Consider the following 23,943-nt stretch of genomic DNA (forward strand, 5'->3'; position numbering starts at 1 on the left):
CTTTGCTGCCTTCGAGTCGAACCTGAGTTCGAACAAAACCCTGGGAGTTAGCCATATACAAAAAAAGCCCGCATAAGCGGGCTTTTTTTGTATATGGCCCGCCCGAGAGGATTCGAACCTCTGACCTTCGCCTCCGGAGGGCGACGCTCTATCCAGCTGAGCTACGGGCGGTTTAATTGGCTATCTGTGCCAATGGGAGGCGGATTATACAGAAGCCGGGGGGTGGGTTAAAGGACATTGTGCGGGTATATATAGTCTTTGGCAGGGGGCGGTGCAGTGCTTATAATGCGCGGCGTAGGAGTTTGCGACGATATTTTGAACGTTTGTGGGCCAACTCACTTCGGTCCTTTTGGGGGAATATGATGAAGCGTATTTTGGGTATTGTGGCGGCGTTGGCCGTCAGTGCGGCTACAGCAGTGGCCCAGCAGTCTGTTAATGAAGAAATCGCAGAGCGAATTGCTCCGGCAGGTGAAACCTGTATGAAAGGTGAAGAGTGTGCGGCGGCAGTAGCGGCAGCACCTGAAGGTGCTAGCGGCGGTGCAGCTCGCAGTGGCCAGGATATCTACAACGCAAGCTGTCAGACTTGTCACGCAATGGGTGTTGCTGGGGCGCCTAAATTCGGTGATGCCGCAGCTTGGGCACCGCGTATCGCCAAGGGCATGGATACTCTCTATAACAATGCCATCAATGGTATCAATGCCATGCCGGCCAAAGGCCTGTGTATGGATTGTAGCGATGACGAGATCAAAGCTGCTGTGAATTACATGGTGGATAACAGCAAGTAAGCTGTTTCACTATTGGAAAAAGGCCGCTCATTGAGCGGCCTTTTTTGTTTGCGTGTATTAGCTTCTAGAGCTTAATGGGCTTTTTTTTGTAAATATTATCTATCGCAAGGTTTTGATAGTTTTTATTTATGTAGATTGATTCCTTACAACGTGGTACAAACGGTTTTTAATGAGGCAAAATATAAATAAAGTTGTATCTGGCAGTGAAGCTACTATTGGATTTATACAGTGGCTTCTGATTATAGGTTTTTAAATGACTAGGACATATACCGTGAAAACCAAGACTGGATCTGTTCAAGTGCAGGATAAAGTAATTGCAGGGCGTGTTGTTAAGGTTGCGACATCTGCTGAAGTTAAGAAAGCGACTAGTAAAACACTCTCTAAATATCGTAAAACACTGGAAGCACTAAAGGACCGCTAATGTTTGATTCCAATGGATTGGTTCATCTTGATGCCAAGGATGTTCAGGCAACACATGATGCGATCATAGAAAGTATCGGCGGTTTACCAGGAAACCGCGAAAATATGTCTATTGAAGCTCCTTTACACCGGGTGCATTTTACACTGGCTTATTCTAATGACCTCTCTAACATCTTTGATGTTGCAGCATTCTATGCCGAAGCTATTTCTCGAGGGCATGTATTCGCAGATGGAAATAAGCGGACAGCTACAGTTTGTATGCTGGACTTTCTTGAATTGAATGGGGAAACTGTTGAGTTAAACAATAGCTTACTCACAGACAAGATAGTTGATTTGGCGGAAGGGAGAATTGACTTTAAGGCGATGTCTCGGTGGTTGGCACAGTGTGCCAAGGAATCGTTTACAGCATAAAAGAAAGGCCGCTAATTAGGCGGCTTCTCTTGTTTTGGATATCTGCTTTTTGCAGTTACGGCAATATTTGAAAATATTTAATCAACAAGAAATTAATCAAACATACTCAACAAAGACCCCAAAGTTTCCTCTCCCTTCGCCTGATTCTGCTCCGGCGTCGCTTTACCAAATCCTTCCAACAACACATCTTCTTCCGGCAATTCGTCAATAAAGCGGCTGGGTGTGGTGTCCTGGGTTTCGCCGAACTGTTTGCGCTTGCCTGCCAAAGTCATGGTGAGGGTGCGCTGGGCGCGGGTAATACCCACGTAGGTGAGGCGGCGCTCCTCTTCGATGTTGTCGTCTTCAATACTGTTGCGGTGGGGAAGTAAGTTCTCTTCCATACCGATCATAAACACGTGCGGGAATTCCAGGCCCTTGGCGGCGTGCAGGGTCATGAGGCTGACCTTGTCGGTGGCTTCCTCTTCTTCCTGGCGCTCCAGCATGTCCCGCAGGATCAATTTGGAGATGGCCTGTTCCAGGCGAATATCCTGCTCCAGTTCATCGTCGGTGCCCTCCATAATCTTGTTAAGGCTTTCCAACAGCCAATACACATTTTCCATGCGCTTCTCGGCGACCTTCTCGCTGCTGGCGTTTTGCGAGAGCCAGCCGGCGTAATCGATATCCTCCAGCATCTCGCGAAGCGCACCATTGGCGGTGGTATCGCGACAGTTGCGCTGCACCCCTTCGAGCCACAGGGCGAAGCGATTCAGGCGCTCGTAGCCCTGCTCGTTGATATGCTCCTTAAAGCCCAGTTCCGAGCAGGCTTTGAACATGGAGATCTCGCGGCCCTTGGCGTAGTTGCCCAGGGCTTCCAGGCTGCTGGTGCCTATTTGGCGGCGCGGGGTATTGATAATGCGCAGGAATGCGTTGTCATCGTCCGGATTCACCAGCAGGCGCAAGTAGGCCATCACGTCCTTGATTTCAGCGCGGGCGAAGAAGGAAGTACCGCCGGACATTTGATAGGGAACCTGATGTTCCTGCAGCTTCATCTCAAGGAGGCGCGCCTGGTGGTTGCCGCGATAGAGCACGGCAAAATCCATAAACTTGCAGCCGCGACGGCTCTTTTGCAGGAAGATCTCGTTGGCGACCCGCTCCGCTTCCTCATTTTCATTGGCCACTTTGAGCACGCGGATCTCCTCACCCAGACCGCGATCGGACCATAATGCTTTGTCGAATTCGTGAGGATTGTGGGCGATCAGGTGGTTGGCCACTTTGAGGATGCGGCTGGTGGAGCGGTAGTTCTGCTCCAGTTTGATCAGACGCAGATTGGGGAAGTCGGTCTTCAGCGCACTCATATTTTCCGGGCGCGCGCCGCGCCACGCGTAGATAGACTGGTCATCGTCTCCCACCACTGTGAGGCCGCCGCGCCCGCCCACCAGCAGCTTCACCAGCAGGTACTGGGAGTTGTTGGTGTCCTGATATTCGTCCACCAGCAGGTAGCGAATCTTCTTGCGCCAGCGTTGCAGCAACTCTGGATCTTTGTCGAACAGCTGTACCGGCAGCAGGATCAGGTCGTCGAAGTCGACGGCATTGTAGGCCTTGAGGGCTTCACAGTAGCGATCGTAGGCAACCGCGATGGCCTGCTCACCGGGGCTCTGTGCCTGCTCCAGGGCACGGCGCGGGGTGAGCATATCGTTCTTCCAGTTGGAGATCTGGTTCTGTACCCGATCCAACAGGTCTGTATCCAGGTCGCCATCCCTGAGCATCAGTTCCTTGATCAGGGCGCGGGCGTCTTCCGCATCGAAGATGGAGAAGCCGGGCTTGAAGCCGGCGGCGCGGTATTCCTTGCGCAGGATATTCAGCCCAAGGTTGTGAAAGGTGGATACGGTGAGACCGTGACTCGCCTTGGAGCGCTTGCCATCCGGGCCCGCCAGCAGTTTGCTGACCCGCTCTTTCATCTCCCGTGCCGCCTTGTTGGTGAAAGTGAGGGCGGCGATATTGCGCGCGGCGTAGCCACACTGCTCGATCAGGTAGGCGATCTTGCGGGTGATTACGCTGGTCTTGCCGGAGCCGGCACCGGCCAGCACCAGGCAAGGGCCATCGACGTACTTCACGGCTTCGGATTGGCGGGGATTGAGCTGGGTCATAGATGGGGCTGCATCTTCGCGTCGCGGAAAAGCGGGAGATTCTAGCAGTCTTGGCTCGAATCATCCCAGTACCAGTGCGAACCACCGGCCACACGTATACTTTGCCCTTGGGATTGGCTATAACTGCGCCTTATTCCCTGCTTGTGTAACCCCATGCAACAACCCATCGCCGGCTACCACCTGGATGAAGAGAATCACTGGGTGGCGGAGCTCGCCTGTGGCCATTTCCAACATGTACGCCACAATCCCCCTTGGACCAACCGGCCCTGGGTAGTCACTGAACAAGGGCGCGAGTCCATGCTGGGATTCCAGCTCAATTGCAAGAAATGCGATGAGGGTGCACCGCCCGATACGCTCGAAAAGGTTGTATAGCCATGACAAAACTCTGGGTCGATGCCGACGCCTGCCCGGTTGCCATCAAAGAAATCCTGTTTCGCGCCGCTGAGCGCACAGCCACAGAACTGACACTGGTTGCTAACCAAGCGGTGCGGGTGCCGCCGTCGCGCTATATTCGCTCCGTGCAAGTGACAGCCGGTTTTGATGTGGCGGATAACGAGATAGTGCAGCGCTGCGAGGCGGGGGACCTGATTATTACCAGCGATATCCCACTGGCAGCAGAGGTGATCGACAAGGGTGCTGAAGCCCTTAACCCCCGTGGGGAGCGCTATACCAAGGCCAATATCCGCGCGCGTCTGAATATGCGGGACTTTATGGATACCCTGCGCTCCAGCGGCGTGCATACCGGCGGACCACCGGCCCTTAGCCAGGCGGACCGCAAAGCTTTTGCCGATCAGTTAGATAGATGGCTGGCAAAGAGTCGCAAGTAACTTTAAGGAGAATTGCTGTGGAGAATTTGAGACTGAAGCCAATGGAAGAGTGGCAATTCCCAACATTGATGTCTTGGCTACCTGACAGGGAGCAGTGCCAACAGTGGGGTGGTCCCGATTTCAGGTTTCCGTTCGAGGGGAAGTCCTTCATGGAGGATTGTCGTTGGCCGGAGTTGCCCAGCTACGCACTTCAGGACAGTAGCGGCGATGTGCTGGCTTTTGGGCAGTATTACCAACACCTGGGTCGCTGCCACTTAAGTCGCTTAATTGTCTCCCCCAATCATCGCGGAGCCGGATTAGGACGTTCGCTAGTAGTACAGCTTGCACAAACAGGAGCCAGAGCCCTGGATGCAATAGAGTGCTCTTTATTTGTCTTGCGTACTAATCTAGCGGCACGGACTCTCTACCAGAAATTGGGTTTTGAGGAAGCAGCTTATCCAGGGCAGCGAAAATGGCTGGATCAGTGCGATTTTATGGTCGCACCGTCTGTAGATCTTCAGCAGAAACAAAATATTGAATAGCGCGAATATTTCATGCCCGAATTAATACAACCCACGACCGAACGCTTACAGCTGCGCCAGTGGCGAGAGGACGATAAGCCTGTATTCGCCGAAATGAATGCCGACCCAAGGGTGATGGAGTTCTTCCCATCATTGCTGACGCGACAGCAGAGTGATGCCGGTGTGGATCGCAGTATTGCGCATATTGAGAAATACGGCTGGGGCTTTTGGGCCTTGGAGCTGAGAGACACCAACGAGTTTCTCGGATTTGTCGGTATGAAAAATGTGACCGAAGATTTGCCCTTCACTCCAGCGGTAGAGATTGGCTGGCGCTTGGCCTTCCCCCACTGGGGAAAAGGCTATGCCACTGAAGCTGCACAAGCATCTTTGGATGTGGCTTTTAATACCCTGAATCTCAGCGAAGTCGTTTCCTTTACTGCACTACAAAACCTTCGTTCCCAGCGGGTGATGGAGCGGCTGGGTATGCGGCGGGATTCTCTCGTCTTTGAACATCCACTGGTCCCCAGCGACAGCCATCTGCAGCGGCACTGCCTTTATCGCTTAAGTGCTGATGATTGGAAAAAATCTTGATGTGATTAGCTTCAATTAGCTCGGGAACCATTACTTTTTCTTGGGGTCGGATAGGGGGGTGAATATGAGGTTCACCCCCTCACCAACAATAACCAAGCAAATATCGCCCCATCATTAATTTCAGGTGAGGGCAGGGAGTTCTCGCTATGGGTTTTCTTAAATCGGCCTTTATAACGGCAACTGGTTTTCTGCTAGCGGCTTTGCATATCGGCGTGTCCGCCGAACCACTACTTAAAGTCAGTAAACGCCCAGATGGGTCAGCGCTTTACTGGTCTTTAGAGCAACCATCAAATAAAGGGAAATATGGCTTGTTCCTGATAGCCCAGGGATCTGGCTGCCTACCTGCTGTTAAAAATACTACTATTCAACAGGCTAAAGAGATGACGGCAGGATATGCTGTTTTGCTGGTAGAAAAATATGGTGTAACTCACTCTGACAGCCCGGAAGAGCAATTAAAGGATTGTTCAAAAGCGTATGTAGCTAACCATACCGTTGAGCAGCGTGCGGTAGATGTAGAGCAGATTGTCGACGAACTGCGCGGGGCTGATTGGTGGAATGGCAAGCTGGTCTTGTTCGGCGGTTCCGAGGGGGGTGATCTTGTTGCACGACTGGCGCCGAGGCTAAATCCCGATGCTGCAGTGGTCTTTTCAAGTGGATTGGGGGAGTCCTTTGCTCAAGTGCTAAAGAGTTTGGTTCCGCCCCACGTAGCTAAAGAGGTAGATGCCAAACTCGCCTATGCCCGAGCTAACCCAGAAAGCGCGGAAGTCTGGGGTGGTAATTCTATGCGCTGGTGGGCCGATGTCGTCGATCGGGTACCAGTTAACGATTTATTGAACAGCCATGCCCCCGTATTATTGATCCAGGGTACAGAAGATAAATCTGCCCCGGTCAGTTCCGGCCGAGCAGCACGAGATGCCTACGCATCAGCCGGACGTTGTGAGCTGACTTATTGGGAGTACCCCGGTTACGATCACTATATGACGGATAAGGATGGTGTAAATCACCGGGGAGAAGTTTTTGAAAGAATTGCAGGATGGATTAACAAAGCTGCACTAAATGGGGCTCCCGGGTGTATTCCTGATGCCGGTAAAAGTTGAGACTGATCAATGAATATAAGAATCCAATTAGCCGCAATAGTAATGGCCGCTTATTCCAGTTTTTCGGCAGCGGAAAATTTTGCTGAATTACCACAACTGGAAACCTACAAAGTACCAGAATCCTGGCGTCAGCCAGTAGCGCCTCTAAAGATTGCAGATAACACATGGCAAGTAGGTACCGAGGGAATTACCTCACTGTTATTAAAAGGCAAAGAGGGATCGATTCTAATTGACGGTGGCATGGAGCAGACGGCCGAGCATTTATTGGAGAATATGCGCAGGTTGGGAGTCGCCCCCTCGGATCTCAAATTAATCTTGCACAGTCAGGCTCATGCAGACCACATAGGTTCCTTAGCGGAGCTAAAGCGCGTAACTGGTGCACAGGTAGTAACCAATGCCGAGTCAGCGGTGTTAATGGCTCGCGGTGGTGCTAATGATATTCACTTTGCCGACGAACTTTTATATCCGCCAATAAAGGCGGATCGTATCCTGCACGATGGCGAGCAAGTGGTTCTAGGGGATTTGCGTCTACGCGTACATTTTATCCCAGGTCATACACCAGGCAGTATGGCCTGGACCTGGGAAGACAAAGTTGATGGTAAAACTAAAGATATAGCTTATGTGGATAGCCTTACAGCGCCCGGTTATCAACTGATTGATAACCGCCGCTATCCAAATATCGTCGAGGACTTCCGCACAAGCTTTGCCCGTGTGCGGGATTTACCTTGTGATTTACTACTTACCCCTCATGCACCTGCCAGCGGCTGGGAGTTTAAAAACAAAGCTATACAGAAAAAATCAGTAAGCTGTCATCAATATGCAGAGAAAGCGGAAGAAAAATTAAGTGAAAAGCTGGAAGCTGAGAAAGATCCAGCTGACTAGATATTTGCGCTACAAAACATGGCTCGGCATATTAATGCCGGGCCAAAAATTGATGCACCTTTGGCACAAGATAGAAATACATTAGTGGGACCAGAATAGCGGTCATTATTAGCGCTTTTAAACCAATTGCAATTTGCAATTCCAGTGCCTGCATCCCTAGAAGTAATAGAGTAACAATAGGGTAAACCAATGCCCAGATGCACAGAGCATGTAGTATCGGTTTCTTCATTTGTTCAATTCCTTCATAAATTTAGAAATTGCCTTAAAATATCCGGGCAAGATTTTCTGTAGAAATTGTTTTCCATTCTCAGTAAGTGCTACACATTTTGCCCTGCCATCGCTGGAGTCTGCTTCCATAACGATGAGCTCATCTTCCATCATGCTTTTCAGGGTTCGTGTCATTACCGGGCGAGAAACATCGATGCGCTCTGCGATTTCTGAAGCCAGCAAACTGTCTCTTTGAGGCTCCCGGTCGATAACGATCATTACCAGGAAGCGCAGCTGGGAGGTTCCGTGTTCAGAAAAATACCCCTCCAGCTCCCGCAATAACAGACTCGCATCCCGCATCATGGTAAGGGCGCCCTGAACGGCAGCGGGATCTTTTACAGAAAATCGCTTGGAATATCCCTCAACCATCTGTTGTGAGGGAAGTTCTTTGAGAAAAAACATAAGGATATTAAGCTAACCTCTCCAGTTTATTGATCTCCACAGGCTCTTTTAGCCACTCTTTATAGGCATCGAATATCGGAGCGATATAGGGCATAGCGTAATGCTTGTCTAAGTCTTCCTGACTACGCCACTCCTCGTATAAAAACAGGTTTTCCCCGTCCTCGTGCACAGAAAACTGCAGGCAGCCCTCTTCCTCCAATGTATTAGCCACTATGGACAGGATGGCCTGTTTGGCTTGTATGAAGAATTCAGCCTTGGGGGAAATCTTGGCAATAATGAAGAGATTGTGATTCATGATTACTACTCATCAATAATAATATAGTTATCATGATAATCATATTGCTCCAATAGTCAATAAAATAATGATTTCTGTACTAAATCAGGATAATGTTTTGATTAATGGCAAGATTGAATAAATAGTTTCTAACTTGAAGAAATTACCGCCTGACGTCTATCCAAATTGCGGTAAGCCAGTGCCTCAGCAATTTGTGCAGTACTGATACTTTCCAAATTAGATAGGTCTGCCAAGGTTCGGGCTACTTTAAGGACCCGATGGTAACTACGCGCGGATAGCCCCAGTTTTTCCACCGACTGTCGTAAGAGGTGCTTTTCCTTTTCCCCCAAGGCACAGTGCTTTTCCAGCTCTGCGCCTTTTAACAGGTTATTTGTCTTACCTTGCCGCTCTATTTGTTGCTGACGTGCGGCACAAACTCTCTCTCTCACGGTATCGGAAGTTTCTCCGGGAGCTGAATCCTGTAATTGCACAGCATTCATCGCACCTACCTCTACCTGCATATCAATACGATCCAGAAGTGGGCCTGAGAGCTTGTTGCGGTATCGATCTATCTGGTCTGGGGTACAGCGACAGCGGGGCTCGCCTAAATAGCCACAAGGGCAGGGGTTCATAGCCCCGACCAGTTGAAAGTGGGCGGGGTAGGTGACTTGGGCTCGGGCGCGGGAGATACGCACTTCACCATTCTCCAGGGGTTCCCGCAGTATCTCCAGGGCGTGCCTGGGAAATTCGGGCATCTCATCAAGGAATAGGACTCCCCGGTGCGCGAGGGATATCTCACCGGGCCGTGGAGTACTGCCCCCACCGACCAGCGCTGTTGGGGAGGCGCTGTGGTGTGGGGCCCTGAAAGGGCGCAGGCTCTGGTGAGGTAGGCCTGCGCTGGAGTAAACGCTCGCTACCTCTAGTGACTCTTCAGTTGTCAGCGGGGGCAATATTCCTGGCAGGCGGCTGGCCAGCATGGTTTTGCCGGTGCCGGGCGGACCGTAAAAAAGCAGATTGTGGCTCCCGGCTGCTGCCACTTCGAGAGCGCGGCGGGCCTTCAGTTGGCCGCGCACATCGGCTAAGTCTGCGCACAGGCGCTCTTCGGCAATAGGCTCTGCAACAGCTTTGGGCATAGATTCACGCCCATGAAGTTCGGCGCAAACTTCCAGTAGGGAGTTGGCAATGCTGACTTCGCCGGTTGCCAGCGCGGCTTCCGCACCGTTCTCGGTAGGCACAACGAGTTTACGGTCTTCATTGGTGCAGGCTACGGCTGCCGGTAAGCTACCACTCACTTCCCGCAAGGCGCCAGTGAGCGCTAGCTCGCCAATAAATTCATAACGTTCCAGAGTTTCGGTGGGAACCTGTCCCGAGGCGCTGAGAATGCCGATGGCGATGGCCAGATCGTAGCGGCCACCTTCCTTGGGTAAGTCGGCGGGGGCGAGGTTCACGGTAATACGGCGCTGGGGGAAGTCGAAATGACTGTTGATTAGGGCGCTGCGGACACGATCGCGGCTCTCCCGCACCGCCGCTTCCGGTAAACCCACAATATGAAAAGCAGGGAGGCCATTTGCCAGGTGGGTTTCTACGGTAACCAGAGGTGCAGAGACCCCGAGCTGAGCTCGGGAGTAGGTGACTGAGAGGCTCACGATTTCATCCTTGAAGTGGCTCCCTGGGCTTAGTCCTTGGCGGCGCTGTCTCTCTGCGCCAGGGCTTGCTCCAGCATTTCGACCTTATCTTCGAGTCGTGCCAGCTTTTCCCGGGTCCGGCGCAGTATCTCCACCTGAGTGTCGAACTCTCGCTGGGAGACCAATGGCAATTTATCCAGTGATACCTCCAGAGCACTGCGCAAGTCACTGGTCACCACGGCGCCCTGTTGTTGTAGCTCTTTCAGCAGCTGTTGCAGTTTATCTGCTGCCACGGGCATTTCCTCGCTAAATAAGATGGATTTGAATAGCACGGGATTGTAACCCAGTGCATTTTTTGGAAAAAGCAGCCTAACAGCGCACCGTTCTGAGCGCACCTTAATCTTTACCTCCCCACTTCAGTGCAAAGGAAGAAAGGCAGTTCCATGTTGGTGCAGCACTTTGCCTCCGAGTTTCTATTCGTACGAATTTTACTAATTCAATTACTCCTAACTTATTGATTTTGCTTGCGGTTGCAGTGTTGGCATCAAGTCTGCAAACAATCTGTGCAGGTGTCCCATTAACGATCATTGGGAGTCTGGGAAAGTAGCAGTTCACGAGACGCAAGCGACCCTCTGTCACACCCGACAGTGAAGGACTGATTGCAGGCGGCGCCATAAAAGCACTCGAAAAAACAGCTTCAAAAGCCTTGGAGGATCAAAGTGGAAAATAAAATGTATAAAGTTGCCACTCTCGTCACCGGTGCCGTTCTCGCACTGGGCGCTGCAAATTTATCGATGGCTGCCGAGGGCGGTCCCAGCATTAGTGCCAATGTGGGTCTAGTTTCTGACTATAGATTCCGTGGTATTAGCCAGACTGATGGAGGCCCCGCATTACAGGGTGGTGTCGATGTCGATTTTGGAAACGGCATTTATATTGGCACCTGGGCATCCCAAGTGGATTTTGATTACGAGACTGATCAAACCGACTACGAACAGGATTTTTACGGCGGTTATAGTGCGGATATCAATGACAGCGTTAGCTTTGATGTTGGCTACATTTATTACGCCTATCACGGCGGAAGTGAAGATGAAGATTATCAGGAAATATACGGCAGCCTGAGTTTTTCAGACTTAACGTTGGGGTTTGCCTATTCCGATGATTATTGGGCGGATACCGGTGAGTTTTATTACCCTTATGCGGAATATAGTTTCGCTCTTCCCTCAGATCTTTCTCTCGATCTACATCTGGGATTAAACCTTTTTGAAGAAGAAGGTTTTCTCGATGGATCTGATTCCTATATCGATTACTCCGTTTCCCTCAGTAAAGAATTTGGCGGCTTGAGCCTGAGCGCTTCTTTCGTGGGCACCGATGTCAGCGATAAAGAGTGCTACGAGACCGACTGGTGCGAACCTACATTGCTCGCCGGCGCGGCTTATACCTGGTAATACAAAAGGGCCTTCGTTAATGCGAGGGCTCGTTTTTCTTTAGGGGAATACCATGAAATTAATCACTGCAATCATTAAACCCTTCAAGCTGGATGCTGTGAGAGATGCCCTGCGGGAGTCGGGGGTTAATGGTGTAACGGTCACTGAAGTGAAGGGCTTTGGTCGCCAAAAAGGGCATACGGAGTTGTATCGCGGCGCAGAGTATGTGGTGGATTTTCTTCCGAAAACCATGCTGCAAATAGCGGTGGCAGATTCGCAACTGGATGCGGTTATCGAAGCAATTGGTTCCAGCGCGCAGAGTGGCAAGATCGGTGACGGAAAAATATTTGTCGCAGAGCTTGAGCAGGTCGTGCGCATACGTACCGGAGAAACCGGTAATGCAGCAATTTAATTAAAAACCGAAAACATAATTTTAATAAATATCCAGATTTGAACGGAGAGGAATATGGAGAACCAAATTTTTCAATTGCAGTATGCAATTGATACTTTTTACTTTCTGATGTGCGGCGCCTTGGTAATGTGGATGGCCGCCGGCTTTTCTATGCTGGAAGCCGGCTTGGTGCGCTCCAAAAACACCACGGAAATTCTCACCAAGAATGTGGCCCTGTTTGCGATTGCCTGCATTATGTATCTGCTGACTGGCTACGCCATTATGTACGATGGTGGCTGGGCATTGTCCGGTATTGAGGCGTTTAGTCTGGAAGGCGTACTCAGCGATTCTGCAGAAAATGGTTTTGAGGGTGACTCCGTTTATTCCGGAGCTTCAGACTTTTTCTTCCAGGTGGTTTTCGTAGCTACCGCTATGTCCATTGTATCCGGTGCGGTTGCCGAGCGTATGAAGCTGTGGAGCTTCCTGGCCTTTGCAGTAGTTTTGACCGGTTTCATCTATCCACTGGAAGGTGCCTGGACTTGGGGTAGTAAAGAGGTTTTCGGCCTGTATAACTTGGGCGATCTCGGTTTCTCTGATTTTGCCGGTTCCGGTATCGTGCATATGGCGGGTGCAGCGGCTGCGCTTGCTGGTGTTCTGCTACTGGGCGCGCGCAAAGGCAAATACGGCCCCAACGGCCAAGTGTATGCCATTCCCGGTGCTAACTTGCCGTTGGCAACCCTGGGTACCTTTATCCTGTGGATGGGCTGGTTTGGCTTCAATGGTGGCTCCGTACTGAAGCTGGGCGATGCTGCCAGTGCACACTCCGTCGCCATGGTCTTTGTGAATACCAATACCGCTGCTGCCGGTGGTGCTATTGCTGCACTGATCACCGCCCGTATCCTGTTCGGTAAAGCGGATCTGACCATGTTGCTCAATGGCGCCTTGGCCGGTCTGGTAGCAATTACTGCGGAGCCTTCAACCCCGACTGCATTGCAGGCAACCCTCTTCGGTATGATCGCCGGTGTGTTGGTGGTCTTCTCTATCATCACCCTGGATAAGCTGAAAATTGATGATCCGGTGGGCGCTATCTCTGTACACGGCGTTGTCGGCTTGCTCGGTTTGCTATTGGTACCTGTGACTAACAATGATTCCAGTTTCAGCGGGCAATTGATTGGTGCACTGACCATCTTCGGCTGGGTATTCGTCAGTTCATTCGCAGTGTGGTACCTGCTCAAGCTCGTCACTGGTATCCGTGTGAGCGAAGATGAGGAGCAAGAGGGTGTTGACTTGACCGAATGCGGAATGGAAGCTTACCCGGAATTTATGAACAAGTAAGTTAACAGTGTCGGTGCTGCCCCATAGGCGGGGCAGTGGCCTGGGTAAGGTTCTCTCGACGAGGACGAATCAGGGGAAATACTCAAGATGAAATTGATTACGGCTGTAGTAAAGCCCTTCAAATTGGATGATGTACGCACTGCCCTGTCTGAAGTGGGCGTGCAAGGAATGACCGTCACCGAGGTAAAAGGTTTTGGGCGTCAAAAGGGCCATACAGAACTTTATCGTGGCGCCGAATATGTGGTGGACTTCCTACCGAAAGTAAAATTGGAACTTGCTGTTGATGATGAGATGGTGGACTCCGCTGTTGAGGCAATCACCAAGGCGGCGCAAACCGGCAAAATCGGTGACGGCAAAATCTTTATCACGGCTCTCGAAGAAGTCATTCGTATCCGTACCGGTGAAACCGGTAGCGAAGCTGTGTAACCTGTTTGATAACTCTTTCATAACGTAGCGATTGAGTATCATAAGCCCCGCAAGGGGCTTTATATGCACTTCTGATAAGTCCCGCTATCTTCCCTCCCATCTTTGTTATCTATTTTGTTTGAAATACCTGCTATCGGTGCAGGCGCAAAAATCTGCATAACTAACTGAAATATTCCCATTTCATTTCCCAACAAAAAACTCTACAGCCTCCTCCTTGTGTTACTGGCACGGGGGTGGAGAACTGCCTATAAATTAATCGCCGCTATTGACGCGGTAGGGGATCGCCACTGAAAAGTGGTTGTCAGTTTTGTAGATGCCGCGGGAAAGGGGCGGCACAGAGGTACTCCCTCTGTAACAGGAGTAAAGGTTACAGGGTTTTAGCTATGAAAGATGGTTATGAAGATCAGGGTAAGAACTCTCGCAGCAAGGACTCCGAGGAATTTGCAGAAGAACGCAGTATCACCTCTCGCCAGCGCGCCAGAAGCCAGTTAAGTTCCGATGTAGAGGAGTTTCTCGCCGGTGGCGGCGCGATTAGTGAAGTTGATCCAGAAGTTACCGCCGACCCCCCGCGCAAACCGCAGCCAAAATACGGCAGCCGCCCTATCTAATCTCTCTGGTCGCTGTTGCTCCTCCAGCAGGAGGAGTGACAGTTGGCCAAACCCCTCTCAGAGCTTTTACCGATTGAGCAGTTTCGGTAGCAGGCGCTCCAGGACTTCGCCGATATAGGATAGGAATAAAGTACCCAGGCTAGACCGGTAGTACTGGGGATCAGCAGAGCCTACCGCTAGGGTGCCAAGTTGATTGCCCAAAGGAACTACGGCAGCTGAAGCGATATATTGCGCTTTTTCCGCAAATAGGAATTCTTTTTCCCGCTGGCGCAAAACACCACAGATGGGGCGGCCGTTACGAATTATTCCGCCAATTGCCGTCTCGGCATCGGAAAATGTGCTGGTCTGAACTTGTCCCAGGCTTTGGCGGGGAACAGATAGTGGCTCGAACAGAGTCAGGCTGGTGAACTCAACATTGAAGTCAGCGGCGAAACTGGCATAGAGAGCTTCTGTGACTTCACCGATATTTTCAGCTTCCAGCAGTGCCAGGATAAGTCGGCGGCTATTGAAGAATAACTGGTCGTTGTCCCGTGCGTTGTGCAAGAGCTGGTCGAGGCGCTGGCGCATTTCGATATTGCGCTCACGCAGCAAATTCGTTTGGTGGGTCATCAGCGACACGGTCTTGCCATTTTCCCGCGGCAACTTGATGGTTTCCAGCAGTTCCATGCGCTCTTCAAAGAACTCCGGGTTTTGAATCAGGTAGCGAGCTACCTGCCGTGCCAGCAGTTTATCGTCACGCTGGGTTTCCTTGTGAGTGTCGCCGGCAATCTCTTCGGGGGGCTGATTGGCGTCTGTGTGTTCCATTGTGTTTGCTTTTTCTGGCACGGGGATGGGGCATCGGACAACTGATGTGGCGAAGCGTTCTGCTCTCTGAGTTATCCCGTACCCGCTTGTGGCGGGTTTACTGCCAAATACCCGGACAATTGTTTAGAGAATAATCTGCCCGTGAAAAACCGTGGTTGCGGGCCCGGTCATAGTAACTGGCTGGCCGGGTCCGCTCCAGTGAATTGTCAGTGTGCCGCCGGGGAGCTGAATTTGGACTTTGTCATCCACCAGGTTTCGCAGGCGAGCGTATACCATGGCAGCACAGGCGCCGGTGCCACAGGCACGAGTTTCGCCAACGCCGCGCTCAAATACCCTGAGCCGGGCTTCGGTGCGTGTATCCACTTGCAGAAAGCCAGCGTTGACCTTTTGTGGGAACCGCGGGTGGCGTTCAATTAGGGGCCCGAGTCTTTCTACCGGTGCGGAAGCGATATCTTCCACCAGCAGAACCGCGTGGGGGTTTCCCATGGATACAGCACCAATGGTGAAGGTCTCCCCGTCCACTTCCAGGGGATAGGACTCTGCACGGCGATCGGCGGAAAAAGGTACTTTTTGGGGCTCAAGGACTGGTGCTCCCATATCGACACTAACCTGATCCCCGTCCAGCACTCTAAGGTGCAGTAAACCGGCGGCAGTTTCTACTTGGATATTTTTCTTACCGGTAAGGCGGCGTTCACGTACAAAGCGGGCAAAGCAGCGGGCGCCATTGCCGCAATTTTCCACTTCGCTGCCATCGGCGTTAAATATGCGATAGCGAAAATCCGCCTCGGGTGTGCGGGGCGGCTCCACCAGCAGTACCTGGTCGCAGCCCACGCCGAGGCAGCGGTCTGCCAGGCGACGAGTTTTTTCCGGGGTCAGTTTAATTTTTTGGCTGACGCCGTCGAGCATCACGAAATCGTTGCCGAGCCCATGCATCTTGCTGAATTTAACGCGCATTCCATTTCTCTGTTCGTACTGATTTTCCGCGGCGTTAGCTGCGGTTTGGGGCCCGGGCTGAAAAATGGACCCCACTGCGATGCAAGTAGCTGATCAGGCTTTTTTGGGGACAGTGGTCTCACCGCGAACCAAGTCGGCAAAAGTCTCCCGCTCACGCACCAGGTAAGTTTTGTCGCCATCCACAAGTACTTCAGCAGCGCGACAGCGGCTGTTGTAATTGGAACTCATGGTGAAACCGTAAGCACCGGTCGACAACATGGCTAACAGTTGCCCCTCTCGCAGAGATTGGGAGCGGTTTTTACCCAGGAAGTCGCCCGTTTCGCATACCGGACCAACAATATCCCACAGGGTACTTTCACTCTCGTCCGGTGTCACTGGCACAATATCCTGCCATGCCTGGTAAAGGGCCGGACGCAGGTTGTCATTCATGGCGGCATCGACGATAGCGAAGTTGTGCTCTTCGGTACGCTTCAGGTATTCGACCCGGGTCAGCAGGGCGCCGCCGTTGGCGGCAATGGAGCGGCCGGGTTCGAGAATCAGGGATAAATTGCGTTCGCCGATACGCTTGTGGACCTCCGCCAGGTAATCCCCGACAGGGGGTGGTTCCTCACCCCGATAGCGCACTCCGAGGCCTCCGCCCAGATCCAGGTGTTCCAGGGTAATTCCCAGCTCGGCGAGCTGATCGATAAGGACCAGCAGGCGATCGAGGGCATCTAGGAAGGGGGCGACTTCGGTGAGCTGGGAACCGATATGGCAATCCACACCGGTAATTTTCAGATGCTCAGAATCCGCTGCGTGCTGATAAACCTCGATCGCCTTGTCTATGGCGATACCAAATTTATTTTCTTTGAGGCCAGTGGAAATATAGGGGTGGGTTTGGGCATCCACATCGGGATTGACCCTGATGGAAATTGGGGCGGTCTTGCCACACTCTGTGGCCACGCGCTCAAGGCGGTCAATTTCCGCTTCTGATTCAATATTGAAGCAGTGCACTCCAACCTCCAGAGCGCGCCGCATTTCCTCTGAGGTTTTACCCACTCCGGAAAATACGATTCGCGATGGGTCGCCGCCGGCGAGCAGCACTCGCTCAAGTTCCCCGCCGGAAACAATATCAAAGCCCGCCCCCAGCTGTGCCAGCACTGACAGAATGCCCAGGTTACTGTTGGCTTTTACTGCGTAGCAGATTAGGCCGGGATGATTGCCGAGGGCCTCGGCGTAATCCCGATATTGCCGTTCAAAGTGTGCGCGGCTGTAGACATAAGTGGGGGTGCCGAAATTCTCAGCTATTTGTTCCAGTGAAACCTGCTCAGCCCACAGGCTACCGTCGCGATAACTAAACTCTCTCATATGACCGGTTCTTACTCTTCTAAATCTTCCTCGACATTGGAGTCATCCGCTGTGCCCGATTCGTCGTCGACTTCGATAGTCGGGCCGGTCTCAATGGTGTCATCGATATCAAAGTCGGGCCCATAGCCGTCTTCAGATTCAATTTCATCAACGGTTTCCACCGCTTGCTCTGCTGCGGAGCCGGGCTCGCCGGGTTGTGCCGCACCGCTGGTGGGTACTGTCTCCGGCGGGCCACCTGGAATATTGGAGGCGGGCATGGCGGGGTCCTGTGGAAGATAGAGAGGACCTTTTTGGCCACAGCCCAGTAACAGTGCGGTGGCACCGATGGTGATGGTTAATAGAGAGAGTCGTTTTTTGAGCATCGATAACATCCTGAGAGTCGGAGATTCGCAGCGGCAACCGGCAAAAGCCTGATAGTATAGCGGCCCACCTGATTCAACACATTACACGGTAACAGAAGTAACCAAAGATGAGCCAAGCGGAATATGATGCGGCTGTGGAGCAGACTCTAATCGGTATTGAGGATGCACTCGATCACTGCGATTGGGATATCGACTACGAACGCAGTGATGCGGTGCTGACCCTGACCCTGGAAGACAATGGCAGCCAGGTAATTCTCTCGCGCCAGTCTGCCAACCGGGAGTTGTGGGTCGCCGCCAAATCCGGTGGCTACCATCTTTCTTTTGAAAACCCCGGTTGGAAGTGCACCACGACCGGTGAGGACCTGCCGACTTTGCTCGACCGCGTATTGAGCGAGCAGCAAGGCGAACAGGTTTCCCTCGGATTATCCGCTTAAACAGCACTTAAGCGCGCTGCGAAATCTCTTTCCGTGCGCGTTTACAGGCCGCGCGCACTTGGTTTGGTGCGGTACCGCCAATATGATCGCGAGCCGCAACCGAGCCCTCTAAAGTCAGCACCTCAAATACATCTTCGCCAATTTCTGTTGAGAACTGTTGTAGTTGGGCCAGGCTGAGTTCGGATAAGTCTTTATCCTGTTCAATAGCAAAGGATACGGACTGCCCGACAATTTCGTGAGCATCGCGGAAGGCCACCCCTTTGCGTACCAGGTAATCAGCCAGGTCCGTCGCGGTGGAGAAGCCCTTGGCCGCAGCTTCCAGCATATTTTCTTTTTTTGCCTTCAGTGCCGGCGCCATATCGGCAAACGCGCGCAGGCAATCCAGAGCGGTATCGGCGGCATCGAATAGCGGCTCTTTATCTTCCTGGTTGTCCTTGTTGTAGGCCAGCGGTTGGCTCTTCATCAGTGTGAGCAGCGCAATCAGGTGGCCGTTAACCCGGCCGGTTTTTCCGCGCACCAGCTCCGGAACATCGGGGTTTTTCTTCTGCGGCATAATTGAGGAGCCGGTGCAGAAGCGATCGGGCAGGTCAATAAAGTCGAACTGGCTGGAGGTCCACAGCACCAGCTCTTCACTGGCCCTAGACAGATGGGTGAGCAGCAGCGCAGCGAAAGCACAGAACTCGATAGCGAAGTCCCGGTCGCTGACTGAGTCGAGGGAGTTTTCTGTGGGGGCATCGAAGCCCAGCAGCTCCGCCGTGCGTGCGCGATTGATCGGGTAGCTAGTGCCGGCCAGTGCTGCGGCCCCCAACGGTGAACGGTTAACCCGTTTGCGACAATCCATCAGGCGCTCGAAATCCCGGCTCAGCATGGCATTCCAGGCCAGTAAGTGGTGGCCAAAGGTCACCGGTTGCGCGCTCTGTAAGTGAGTAAAGCCGGGCATAATGGTATCGGCTTCGCGCTCGGCTAAATCGACCAAGCCATTTTGCAGGCGGGTCAGTTCGGCAGCAATCAGATCGATGCGCCCACGCAGCCACAGGCGGATGTCGGTTGCCACCTGATCGTTGCGCGAGCGGCCGGTATGCAGTTTCTTGCCAGTGGCACCAATGCGTTGGGTTAGGCGCGCTTCGATATTCATATGGACATCTTCGAGCTGCACAGACCAGGGAAATTCTCCCGCTTTTATCTCTTCGGCGATGCCTTTCAGGCCGTCGGCTATCTTGTGATATTCATCAGCACTTAATACCCCCACTTCTGACAACATCTGCGCGTGGGCAAGTGATCCCTGGATGTCTTCCATGGCCATGCGCTGGTCAAAAGTCACCGAGGCGGTAAATCGCTCGACAAAGGCATCGGTGGCTTCACTAAAGCGGCCGCCCCAGAGTTTGGCGGCAGGATTGTTGGCGGACTCGGAGGGGGATTTTTCGTTACTCATGGTTTTCCTGGCTGCAGTGAGATGAAAGGCTGGGGAGCTTGGTGATATCTTGCGCTTGGAACTTTGGGACAATCAAGAATAACAACTGCATGTCATTCCCCTGGCCGTCGGGCATTATAACGCAGAAAATTCGAAAATATCGCACAGGAAATAAGGATTCTGCGCTATCTGGGCAGCTTCCGTTTCTGCCAGACCTCTGCAGTGTCACCTCTCTGGCGGTACTGGTGTTGATGGGGGAATTGCTGGCATTGGTGCTGGTCCTGGCCCTGGATGGTTTACCGGAATTCAGTTGGCAGCGCCTGGGGCTGATCTCTCTGGTGATCCAATGGGTGATATTGCCCTCGGCCGCGCTACTTTGCCGGCTTCGGCCGAGCCTGGCGAAAATGCCCCACAAACTCGCTGGCGGCTTGAGTTTTATTGCAGTGCTGTCGGTGCTCATATTGGTGATGGCAGTGCAGCGCTCCCTGCGCGCGGTGTTGTTGCAGACCAGCTTTGATAGCTGGGGGTTTGCGGGCGACTGCCTGCTTGGGGCTATTTGTGCGGGGGTGGTATTGCGCTACGCCTATCTTCAACAGCAACTCTACAACCAGCAGCAGGCGGAGCTCGGCGCCCGAATCGAGGCACTTCAATCGCGGATTCGCCCCCACTTCCTTTTTAACAGTATGAACAGCCTGGCTAGTTTGATCGCTGTTGATCCTGATCGCGCGGAGCGGTTGGTAGAGGATTTATGTGCATTATTTCGTGCAAGCCTCGCCGATCCAAAGCTGGTGCCTTTAGCGCAGGAGATTACTCTAGCCAAACGCTATTTGGAGATTGAAGCCCTGCGTCTGGGGGAGCGTTTGCGCCAGAGTTGGCAGCTAGACGAGGGCCTGGATAAGGTTCAGCTGCCCAGTATGTTGCTACAACCCCTATTGGAGAATGCGGTGTTGCACGGTGTGGCACAGTTGCGGGTAGGCGGAGAGATCAGTGTACAACTCTCGCAAGAGGGGGGCATGTTCAAAGTTGTTATTGAAAACCCATTGCCACAGGACAGTGCAGTTCCTGCTAAGACTGGTAATGGCATGGCGACAGAGAATATTCGCCAGCGTCTCACTGCATACTACGGCGATCGCTTCAAATTTACCGCCCGTCGGGAGGAGGGCCGGTACCGGGTCATACTACAGCTACCCTTATCTCCCCGGGAAGTGGACCGGCGGGAAATAGAGTCCACCACAAATTCCAAGAAGACTATCGAGGTGATGGAGTGACCCAATTGCGCGTACTAATTGTTGATGACGAGCCTTTAGCTCGTGCCCGTCTGCACCGGCAGTTGGAGAGGATCGATAATTGTATTGCTGTGGGAGAAGCGGCAGATATTGACGTCGGACTATCACAGATCCGCGAACTCGACCCGGACCTTGTGCTACTGGATATTGAAATGCCCGGTGGTAGCGGCCTGGAATTGGCTCAGCAGTTATCCAGCTTCGCGTGTCCGCCGGCAATAATTTTCTGCACCGCCCACGATGAGTTTGCTTTACCCGCTTTTGCCACCTCAGCGGTTGGGTATCTATTAAAACCTGTGAATGTCGAACAGCTGCGCGAGGCGGTTTCCAAAGCGCAGCGTCTGAGTAAGCCGCAGCAGCAGTTGTTAACCAAGCAGGATCTGGAGGAGCCCAGTGGCCGCAGCCGTATTAAGGCGATAAGCCGCCTGGGGGTGGAGTTGCTGGATGTAGATTCTATCCGCTGTTTGGTTGCGGACAGCAAGTATGTTGTAGCCCATCACTCCGCTGGAGAGACCATTCTGGATGAGTCTCTAAAAGAGCTTGAGAGTGAGTTTGGACAGCGTTTCGTGCGTATTCACCGCAACGCATTGGTGGCTGTGCAATATATTGTTGGGTTGCGCAGGGACGGTACAAATTACCGGGTAGAGCTGGATGGCGTAACAGCAGCGCCGCTGGTGAGCCGGCGCATGCTGCCTTCGGTAAAAGGATTGATCGCAGAGATGTGTTAGAGCTTAAATGCTTCCGCGGATAAAAACAGCGAGTACGGCTGCCACCATTAATACCGCAAAACATACCCTGATTATTCGCGCCTGCCTGGGTTTATGAAAAACCGGCCTCAGGCTTCCTCCTAAGCACAACCAGATAAAATCCACCGCAGCGGCTACCAGTAAACAGACCAAGCCTGTGGCTAAATAGCTCAGGCCACTCTCTTCAATCGGTAGTAAGAATTGGGAGAATATAGCGAGAAAAGCAGCATAGGCCTTGGGATTCAATAAGTTAAAAATAAACCCATCCAGCAGCGACGGAGGCTGAGCCGTCGACGATTCGCCCTGCTCCAGTACCGGGGCCGTGGCAATTTTGATCGCGATATAGCCAATATATAAGGCACCGCAAAGCTGAACCGCCAAGCGCGCTTCTGGCCAGGCTGCCAGTAGTGCGGCGATGCCGGCGGTTGCCCCGACAATGGCGACACTCAGGCCAAGCAGGATGCCGATAAGGAAACCGCCGCTTTTTCTCACTCCAAATGTCGCTCCCGATGCGGCCAGGGCAAGTGGTGCTGGACCAGGGGAGCCGAGCAATAGAGCGGTTGCTGCAATTAGTGAAAAGAGTGCTTCTAACATATTTTTTGGTCCTACTTCCCGCCTGCAACGTCAATAAATGAACCGGTAGTAAAGGTGGATTCATCACCGAGTAGCCAAGCCACAGCTTTAGCCACTTCCTCTGCTCGCCCCCCTCGCTTGAGTGGAATCGCAGACTTTACTCGCTCAATTCGATCTGCTTCGCCACCATCAGCGTGCATCTCCGTATAGATAAATCCGGGCCTTACACCATTTACGCGAATCCCTTCATCGGCAACCTCCTGGCTGAGCCCGATGGTCAGCGTATCGACAGCGCCCTTGCTCGCTGCATAGTCAAAGAGCCTGCGAGATCATTCAAGCATTGGGCGGGATCAGCTTTTGCATCGCGGAAATATCCGCAGCGGATTATACCAGATCAAAATCGTTTACAGGCTGGGGACCTTTGATATGTCTGTAAACGGTTTTGATCTGGCTGGATCGGAGGCTAGTAGAGCTGAGGACCACCGTCTCCGTACTCTGAATCATTTTGTAGACTCAACTCGCCAGCGGCACTATTTAAGTACTCGGCATCGGATTCGGATTTGAGCTTAATCATCAGGCGCAAATCGTTGGCGGAGTCGGCGTGGGAGAGGGCATCCTCATAGGTAATTTCTCCCCCATCGTAGAGCTCGTAGAGTGCCTGGTCGAAGGTCTGCATTCCCTGCTCACCAGAGCGCTTCATCAACTCCTTGATCTTATCCACTTCGCCCTTGCGGATCAGGTCCGACATCAGTGGGGTATTGATCATGATCTCAAGGCAGGCACGGCGGCCATCGCCATCGGGAGTCGGTACCAGCTGCTGGGCCACCATCGCCTTCAGGTTGAGGGACAGGTCCATAAACAACTGTTTGTGGCGGTCTGCCGGGAAAAAGTGAATGATCCGGTCGAGGGCCTGGTTGGCATTGTTGGCGTGGAGGGTGCACAGACACAAATGGCCGGTCTCGGCGAAAGCGATGGCGTGGTCCATGGTTTCGCGGGAGCGCACCTCACCGATCAGAATAACATCTGGTGCCTGACGCAGAGTGTTTTTCAGGGCTACATCGAAAGACTCGGTATCCAGGCCCACTTCGCGCTGGGTCACAATACAGCCGCGATGCTGGTGGATAAATTCGATCGGGTCCTCAATGGTGATGATATGGCCCTTGGTGTTCTCATTGCGGTGGCCGATCATGGAGGCGAGGGATGTGGACTTACCGGTACCGGTGGCGCCCACAAAAATAATCAGCCCGCGTTTGGTCATGGCCAGGTCTTTGAGTACGTCGGGTAGTCCGAGTCCATCGATAGTGGGGATTTTGGTTTCGATGCGACGCAGCACCATACCCACCAGATTGCGCTGGAAGAAGGCCGATACCCGGAAACGCCCCACGTTGCGCACTGCAATCGCGAAGTTCAATTCCTTTTGCTCGGCAAACTCGCGCCGCTGTTTCTCGTTCATGGTTCCCACCACCAGCTCGCGCGCTTTCTCTGGCGTGAGCGCGGTGCTGCTACAGGGCACAACTCGGCCGTGCAGTTTGATGGAGGGCGGGACGCCCGCCGTGATAAATAAATCCGAAGCGCCCTTCTCTACAACCAGTTGTAGAAGTCTTTCAATATCCATGGTGATTACCGCGTTTTATCTCG

Annotated in this window: 31 protein-coding genes and 1 tRNA gene; 17 read left to right on the plus strand and 15 right to left on the minus strand. The window is 52.6% G+C overall.

Annotated elements, in window-relative coordinates:
* Window positions 1–94 precede the first annotated feature (94 nt).
* A tRNA-Arg gene (locus ACJJIQ_RS21265) sits at window positions 95–171 on the minus strand.
* Between the two features lie 191 nt (window positions 172–362).
* Between ACJJIQ_RS21265 and ACJJIQ_RS21270 the strand changes: the two genes are divergently transcribed.
* The 3 genes from ACJJIQ_RS21270 (at window position 363) to ACJJIQ_RS21280 (ending at window position 1,616) form a co-directional block, all read left to right on the plus strand.
* On the plus strand, window positions 363–785 hold the full coding sequence (locus tag ACJJIQ_RS21270) for a c-type cytochrome (protein ID WP_413665824.1): 423 nt from the start codon (window positions 363–365) through the stop codon (window positions 783–785).
* A gap of 271 nt (window positions 786–1,056) precedes the next feature.
* Window positions 1,057–1,206 carry a hypothetical protein gene (locus tag ACJJIQ_RS21275; protein ID WP_445362975.1) on the plus strand — a complete coding sequence of 50 codons (150 nt, stop codon included), beginning with the start codon at window positions 1,057–1,059 and terminating at the stop codon, window positions 1,204–1,206.
* Window positions 1,206–1,616: a type II toxin-antitoxin system death-on-curing family toxin gene (locus ACJJIQ_RS21280; protein WP_445362976.1), complete on the plus strand. Its 411-nt coding sequence runs from the start codon at window positions 1,206–1,208 to the stop codon at window positions 1,614–1,616. The genes ACJJIQ_RS21275 and ACJJIQ_RS21280 overlap by 1 nt, the downstream gene beginning before the upstream one ends.
* A gap of 92 nt (window positions 1,617–1,708) precedes the next feature.
* Here the strand turns inward: ACJJIQ_RS21280 and rep are convergent, their stop codons facing one another.
* Window positions 1,709–3,742: a DNA helicase Rep gene (gene rep, locus ACJJIQ_RS21285; protein ID WP_444926425.1), complete on the minus strand. Its 2,034-nt coding sequence runs from the start codon at window positions 3,740–3,742 to the stop codon at window positions 1,709–1,711.
* 153 nt (window positions 3,743–3,895) lie between these two features.
* On the opposite strand from rep, the gene ACJJIQ_RS21290 reads away from it, so the two are divergent.
* The 6 genes from ACJJIQ_RS21290 to bla all read left to right on the plus strand — a co-directional run bounded on the left by ACJJIQ_RS21290 (window position 3,896) and on the right by bla (window position 7,639).
* Window positions 3,896–4,114, plus strand: a complete 219-nt coding sequence (locus ACJJIQ_RS21290) for a DUF3565 domain-containing protein (RefSeq protein ID WP_444895489.1) — start codon at window positions 3,896–3,898, stop codon at window positions 4,112–4,114.
* A 2-nt stretch (window positions 4,115–4,116) separates the two neighbouring features.
* Window positions 4,117–4,569 carry a YaiI/YqxD family protein gene (locus ACJJIQ_RS21295; RefSeq protein ID WP_152450565.1) on the plus strand — a complete coding sequence of 151 codons (453 nt, stop codon included), beginning with the start codon at window positions 4,117–4,119 and terminating at the stop codon, window positions 4,567–4,569.
* A 17-nt stretch (window positions 4,570–4,586) separates the two neighbouring features.
* Window positions 4,587–5,090, plus strand: coding sequence for a GNAT family N-acetyltransferase (locus tag ACJJIQ_RS21300; RefSeq protein WP_445362977.1), 504 nt, complete (start codon window positions 4,587–4,589; stop codon window positions 5,088–5,090).
* Window positions 5,091–5,102: 12 nt separating this feature from the next.
* A complete protein-coding gene (locus tag ACJJIQ_RS21305; protein ID WP_445362978.1) occupies window positions 5,103–5,660 on the plus strand; it encodes a GNAT family N-acetyltransferase in 558 nt (185 codons plus the stop codon).
* 146 nt (window positions 5,661–5,806) lie between these two features.
* On the plus strand, window positions 5,807–6,757 hold the full coding sequence (locus ACJJIQ_RS21310) for an alpha/beta hydrolase family protein (RefSeq protein ID WP_445362979.1): 951 nt from the start codon (window positions 5,807–5,809) through the stop codon (window positions 6,755–6,757).
* 15 nt (window positions 6,758–6,772) lie between these two features.
* Entirely contained in the window at window positions 6,773–7,639 is an 867-nt protein-coding gene (bla, locus tag ACJJIQ_RS21315; RefSeq protein ID WP_445364838.1) for a subclass B3 metallo-beta-lactamase, read from the plus strand.
* A 31-nt stretch (window positions 7,640–7,670) separates the two neighbouring features.
* Here the strand turns inward: bla and ACJJIQ_RS21320 are convergent, their stop codons facing one another.
* The 5 genes from ACJJIQ_RS21320 to ACJJIQ_RS21340 all read right to left on the minus strand — a co-directional run bounded on the left by ACJJIQ_RS21320 (window position 7,671) and on the right by ACJJIQ_RS21340 (window position 10,500).
* Window positions 7,671–7,868, minus strand: a complete 198-nt coding sequence (locus tag ACJJIQ_RS21320) for a putative antibiotic biosynthesis monooxygenase (protein ID WP_282930358.1) — start codon at window positions 7,866–7,868, stop codon at window positions 7,671–7,673.
* On the minus strand, window positions 7,865–8,308 hold the full coding sequence (locus tag ACJJIQ_RS21325; RefSeq protein ID WP_445362980.1) for a MarR family winged helix-turn-helix transcriptional regulator: 444 nt from the start codon (window positions 8,306–8,308) through the stop codon (window positions 7,865–7,867). Before ACJJIQ_RS21325 ends, ACJJIQ_RS21320 begins: the two co-directional genes overlap by 4 nt.
* A gap of 7 nt (window positions 8,309–8,315) precedes the next feature.
* Window positions 8,316–8,603 (minus strand): putative quinol monooxygenase, encoded by a 288-nt coding sequence (locus ACJJIQ_RS21330; RefSeq protein WP_445362981.1) that lies wholly within the window; start codon window positions 8,601–8,603, stop codon window positions 8,316–8,318.
* Between the two features lie 128 nt (window positions 8,604–8,731).
* A complete protein-coding gene (locus ACJJIQ_RS21335; RefSeq protein ID WP_445362982.1) occupies window positions 8,732–10,228 on the minus strand; it encodes a YifB family Mg chelatase-like AAA ATPase in 1,497 nt (498 codons plus the stop codon).
* A gap of 29 nt (window positions 10,229–10,257) precedes the next feature.
* Window positions 10,258–10,500: an accessory factor UbiK family protein gene (locus ACJJIQ_RS21340; RefSeq protein ID WP_108735120.1), complete on the minus strand. Its 243-nt coding sequence runs from the start codon at window positions 10,498–10,500 to the stop codon at window positions 10,258–10,260.
* Window positions 10,501–10,938: 438 nt separating this feature from the next.
* Between ACJJIQ_RS21340 and ACJJIQ_RS21345 the strand changes: the two genes are divergently transcribed.
* The 5 genes from ACJJIQ_RS21345 to ACJJIQ_RS21365 all read left to right on the plus strand — a co-directional run bounded on the left by ACJJIQ_RS21345 (window position 10,939) and on the right by ACJJIQ_RS21365 (window position 14,391).
* Entirely contained in the window at window positions 10,939–11,652 is a 714-nt protein-coding gene (locus tag ACJJIQ_RS21345; RefSeq protein ID WP_445362983.1) for a TorF family putative porin, read from the plus strand.
* Window positions 11,653–11,704: 52 nt separating this feature from the next.
* Window positions 11,705–12,043: a P-II family nitrogen regulator gene (locus tag ACJJIQ_RS21350; RefSeq protein ID WP_282930336.1), complete on the plus strand. Its 339-nt coding sequence runs from the start codon at window positions 11,705–11,707 to the stop codon at window positions 12,041–12,043.
* A gap of 54 nt (window positions 12,044–12,097) precedes the next feature.
* Window positions 12,098–13,357 (plus strand): ammonium transporter AmtB, encoded by a 1,260-nt coding sequence (gene amtB / locus ACJJIQ_RS21355; RefSeq protein ID WP_282930335.1) that lies wholly within the window; start codon window positions 12,098–12,100, stop codon window positions 13,355–13,357.
* An 87-nt stretch (window positions 13,358–13,444) separates the two neighbouring features.
* Window positions 13,445–13,783, plus strand: a complete 339-nt coding sequence (locus ACJJIQ_RS21360; RefSeq protein ID WP_108731383.1) for a P-II family nitrogen regulator — start codon at window positions 13,445–13,447, stop codon at window positions 13,781–13,783.
* 383 nt (window positions 13,784–14,166) lie between these two features.
* Window positions 14,167–14,391: a hypothetical protein gene (locus ACJJIQ_RS21365; RefSeq protein ID WP_108731384.1), complete on the plus strand. Its 225-nt coding sequence runs from the start codon at window positions 14,167–14,169 to the stop codon at window positions 14,389–14,391.
* A gap of 66 nt (window positions 14,392–14,457) precedes the next feature.
* On the opposite strand, the gene ACJJIQ_RS21370 is transcribed toward ACJJIQ_RS21365, so the two are convergent.
* From ACJJIQ_RS21370 to lptM, 4 genes are all read right to left on the minus strand, one after another.
* Window positions 14,458–15,195, minus strand: coding sequence for a DUF484 family protein (locus ACJJIQ_RS21370; protein ID WP_444926434.1), 738 nt, complete (start codon window positions 15,193–15,195; stop codon window positions 14,458–14,460).
* Between the two features lie 123 nt (window positions 15,196–15,318).
* On the minus strand, window positions 15,319–16,149 hold the full coding sequence (gene dapF / locus ACJJIQ_RS21375; RefSeq protein WP_413664046.1) for a diaminopimelate epimerase: 831 nt from the start codon (window positions 16,147–16,149) through the stop codon (window positions 15,319–15,321).
* A gap of 93 nt (window positions 16,150–16,242) precedes the next feature.
* Window positions 16,243–17,496 (minus strand): diaminopimelate decarboxylase, encoded by a 1,254-nt coding sequence (gene lysA / locus ACJJIQ_RS21380; RefSeq protein WP_445362984.1) that lies wholly within the window; start codon window positions 17,494–17,496, stop codon window positions 16,243–16,245.
* Window positions 17,497–17,507: 11 nt separating this feature from the next.
* Window positions 17,508–17,858 (minus strand): LPS translocon maturation chaperone LptM, encoded by a 351-nt coding sequence (gene lptM / locus ACJJIQ_RS21385; RefSeq protein WP_282930330.1) that lies wholly within the window; start codon window positions 17,856–17,858, stop codon window positions 17,508–17,510.
* A gap of 107 nt (window positions 17,859–17,965) precedes the next feature.
* Between lptM and cyaY the strand changes: the two genes are divergently transcribed.
* Window positions 17,966–18,292 carry an iron donor protein CyaY gene (gene cyaY, locus ACJJIQ_RS21390; protein WP_282930329.1) on the plus strand — a complete coding sequence of 109 codons (327 nt, stop codon included), beginning with the start codon at window positions 17,966–17,968 and terminating at the stop codon, window positions 18,290–18,292.
* A gap of 7 nt (window positions 18,293–18,299) precedes the next feature.
* Here cyaY and argH read toward each other — a convergent pair whose 3' ends face one another.
* Complete coding sequence (gene argH, locus ACJJIQ_RS21395) at window positions 18,300–19,724, minus strand: argininosuccinate lyase (RefSeq protein WP_445362985.1); 1,425 nt, start codon at window positions 19,722–19,724, stop codon at window positions 18,300–18,302.
* An 89-nt stretch (window positions 19,725–19,813) separates the two neighbouring features.
* Between argH and ACJJIQ_RS21400 the strand changes: the two genes are divergently transcribed.
* Window positions 19,814–20,971 (plus strand): sensor histidine kinase, encoded by a 1,158-nt coding sequence (locus ACJJIQ_RS21400; protein ID WP_445362986.1) that lies wholly within the window; start codon window positions 19,814–19,816, stop codon window positions 20,969–20,971.
* Window positions 20,968–21,714: a LytR/AlgR family response regulator transcription factor gene (locus ACJJIQ_RS21405; protein ID WP_445362987.1), complete on the plus strand. Its 747-nt coding sequence runs from the start codon at window positions 20,968–20,970 to the stop codon at window positions 21,712–21,714. Before ACJJIQ_RS21400 ends, ACJJIQ_RS21405 begins: the two co-directional genes overlap by 4 nt.
* A 3-nt stretch (window positions 21,715–21,717) precedes the next feature.
* Here the strand turns inward: ACJJIQ_RS21405 and ACJJIQ_RS21410 are convergent, their stop codons facing one another.
* The 3 genes from ACJJIQ_RS21410 to ACJJIQ_RS21420 form a co-directional block, all read right to left on the minus strand.
* Entirely contained in the window at window positions 21,718–22,326 is a 609-nt protein-coding gene (locus tag ACJJIQ_RS21410) for a LysE family translocator (RefSeq protein WP_413664051.1), read from the minus strand.
* Between the two features lie 11 nt (window positions 22,327–22,337).
* Window positions 22,338–22,586: an SDR family oxidoreductase gene (locus tag ACJJIQ_RS21415; RefSeq protein ID WP_445364839.1), complete on the minus strand. Its 249-nt coding sequence runs from the start codon at window positions 22,584–22,586 to the stop codon at window positions 22,338–22,340.
* Between the two features lie 182 nt (window positions 22,587–22,768).
* Window positions 22,769–23,920, minus strand: a complete 1,152-nt coding sequence (locus ACJJIQ_RS21420; protein ID WP_108731394.1) for a PilT/PilU family type 4a pilus ATPase — start codon at window positions 23,918–23,920, stop codon at window positions 22,769–22,771.
* Window positions 23,921–23,943 lie beyond the last annotated feature (23 nt).

This window comes from Microbulbifer maximicatervae (SeqCode) (genome assembly GCF_052468295.1).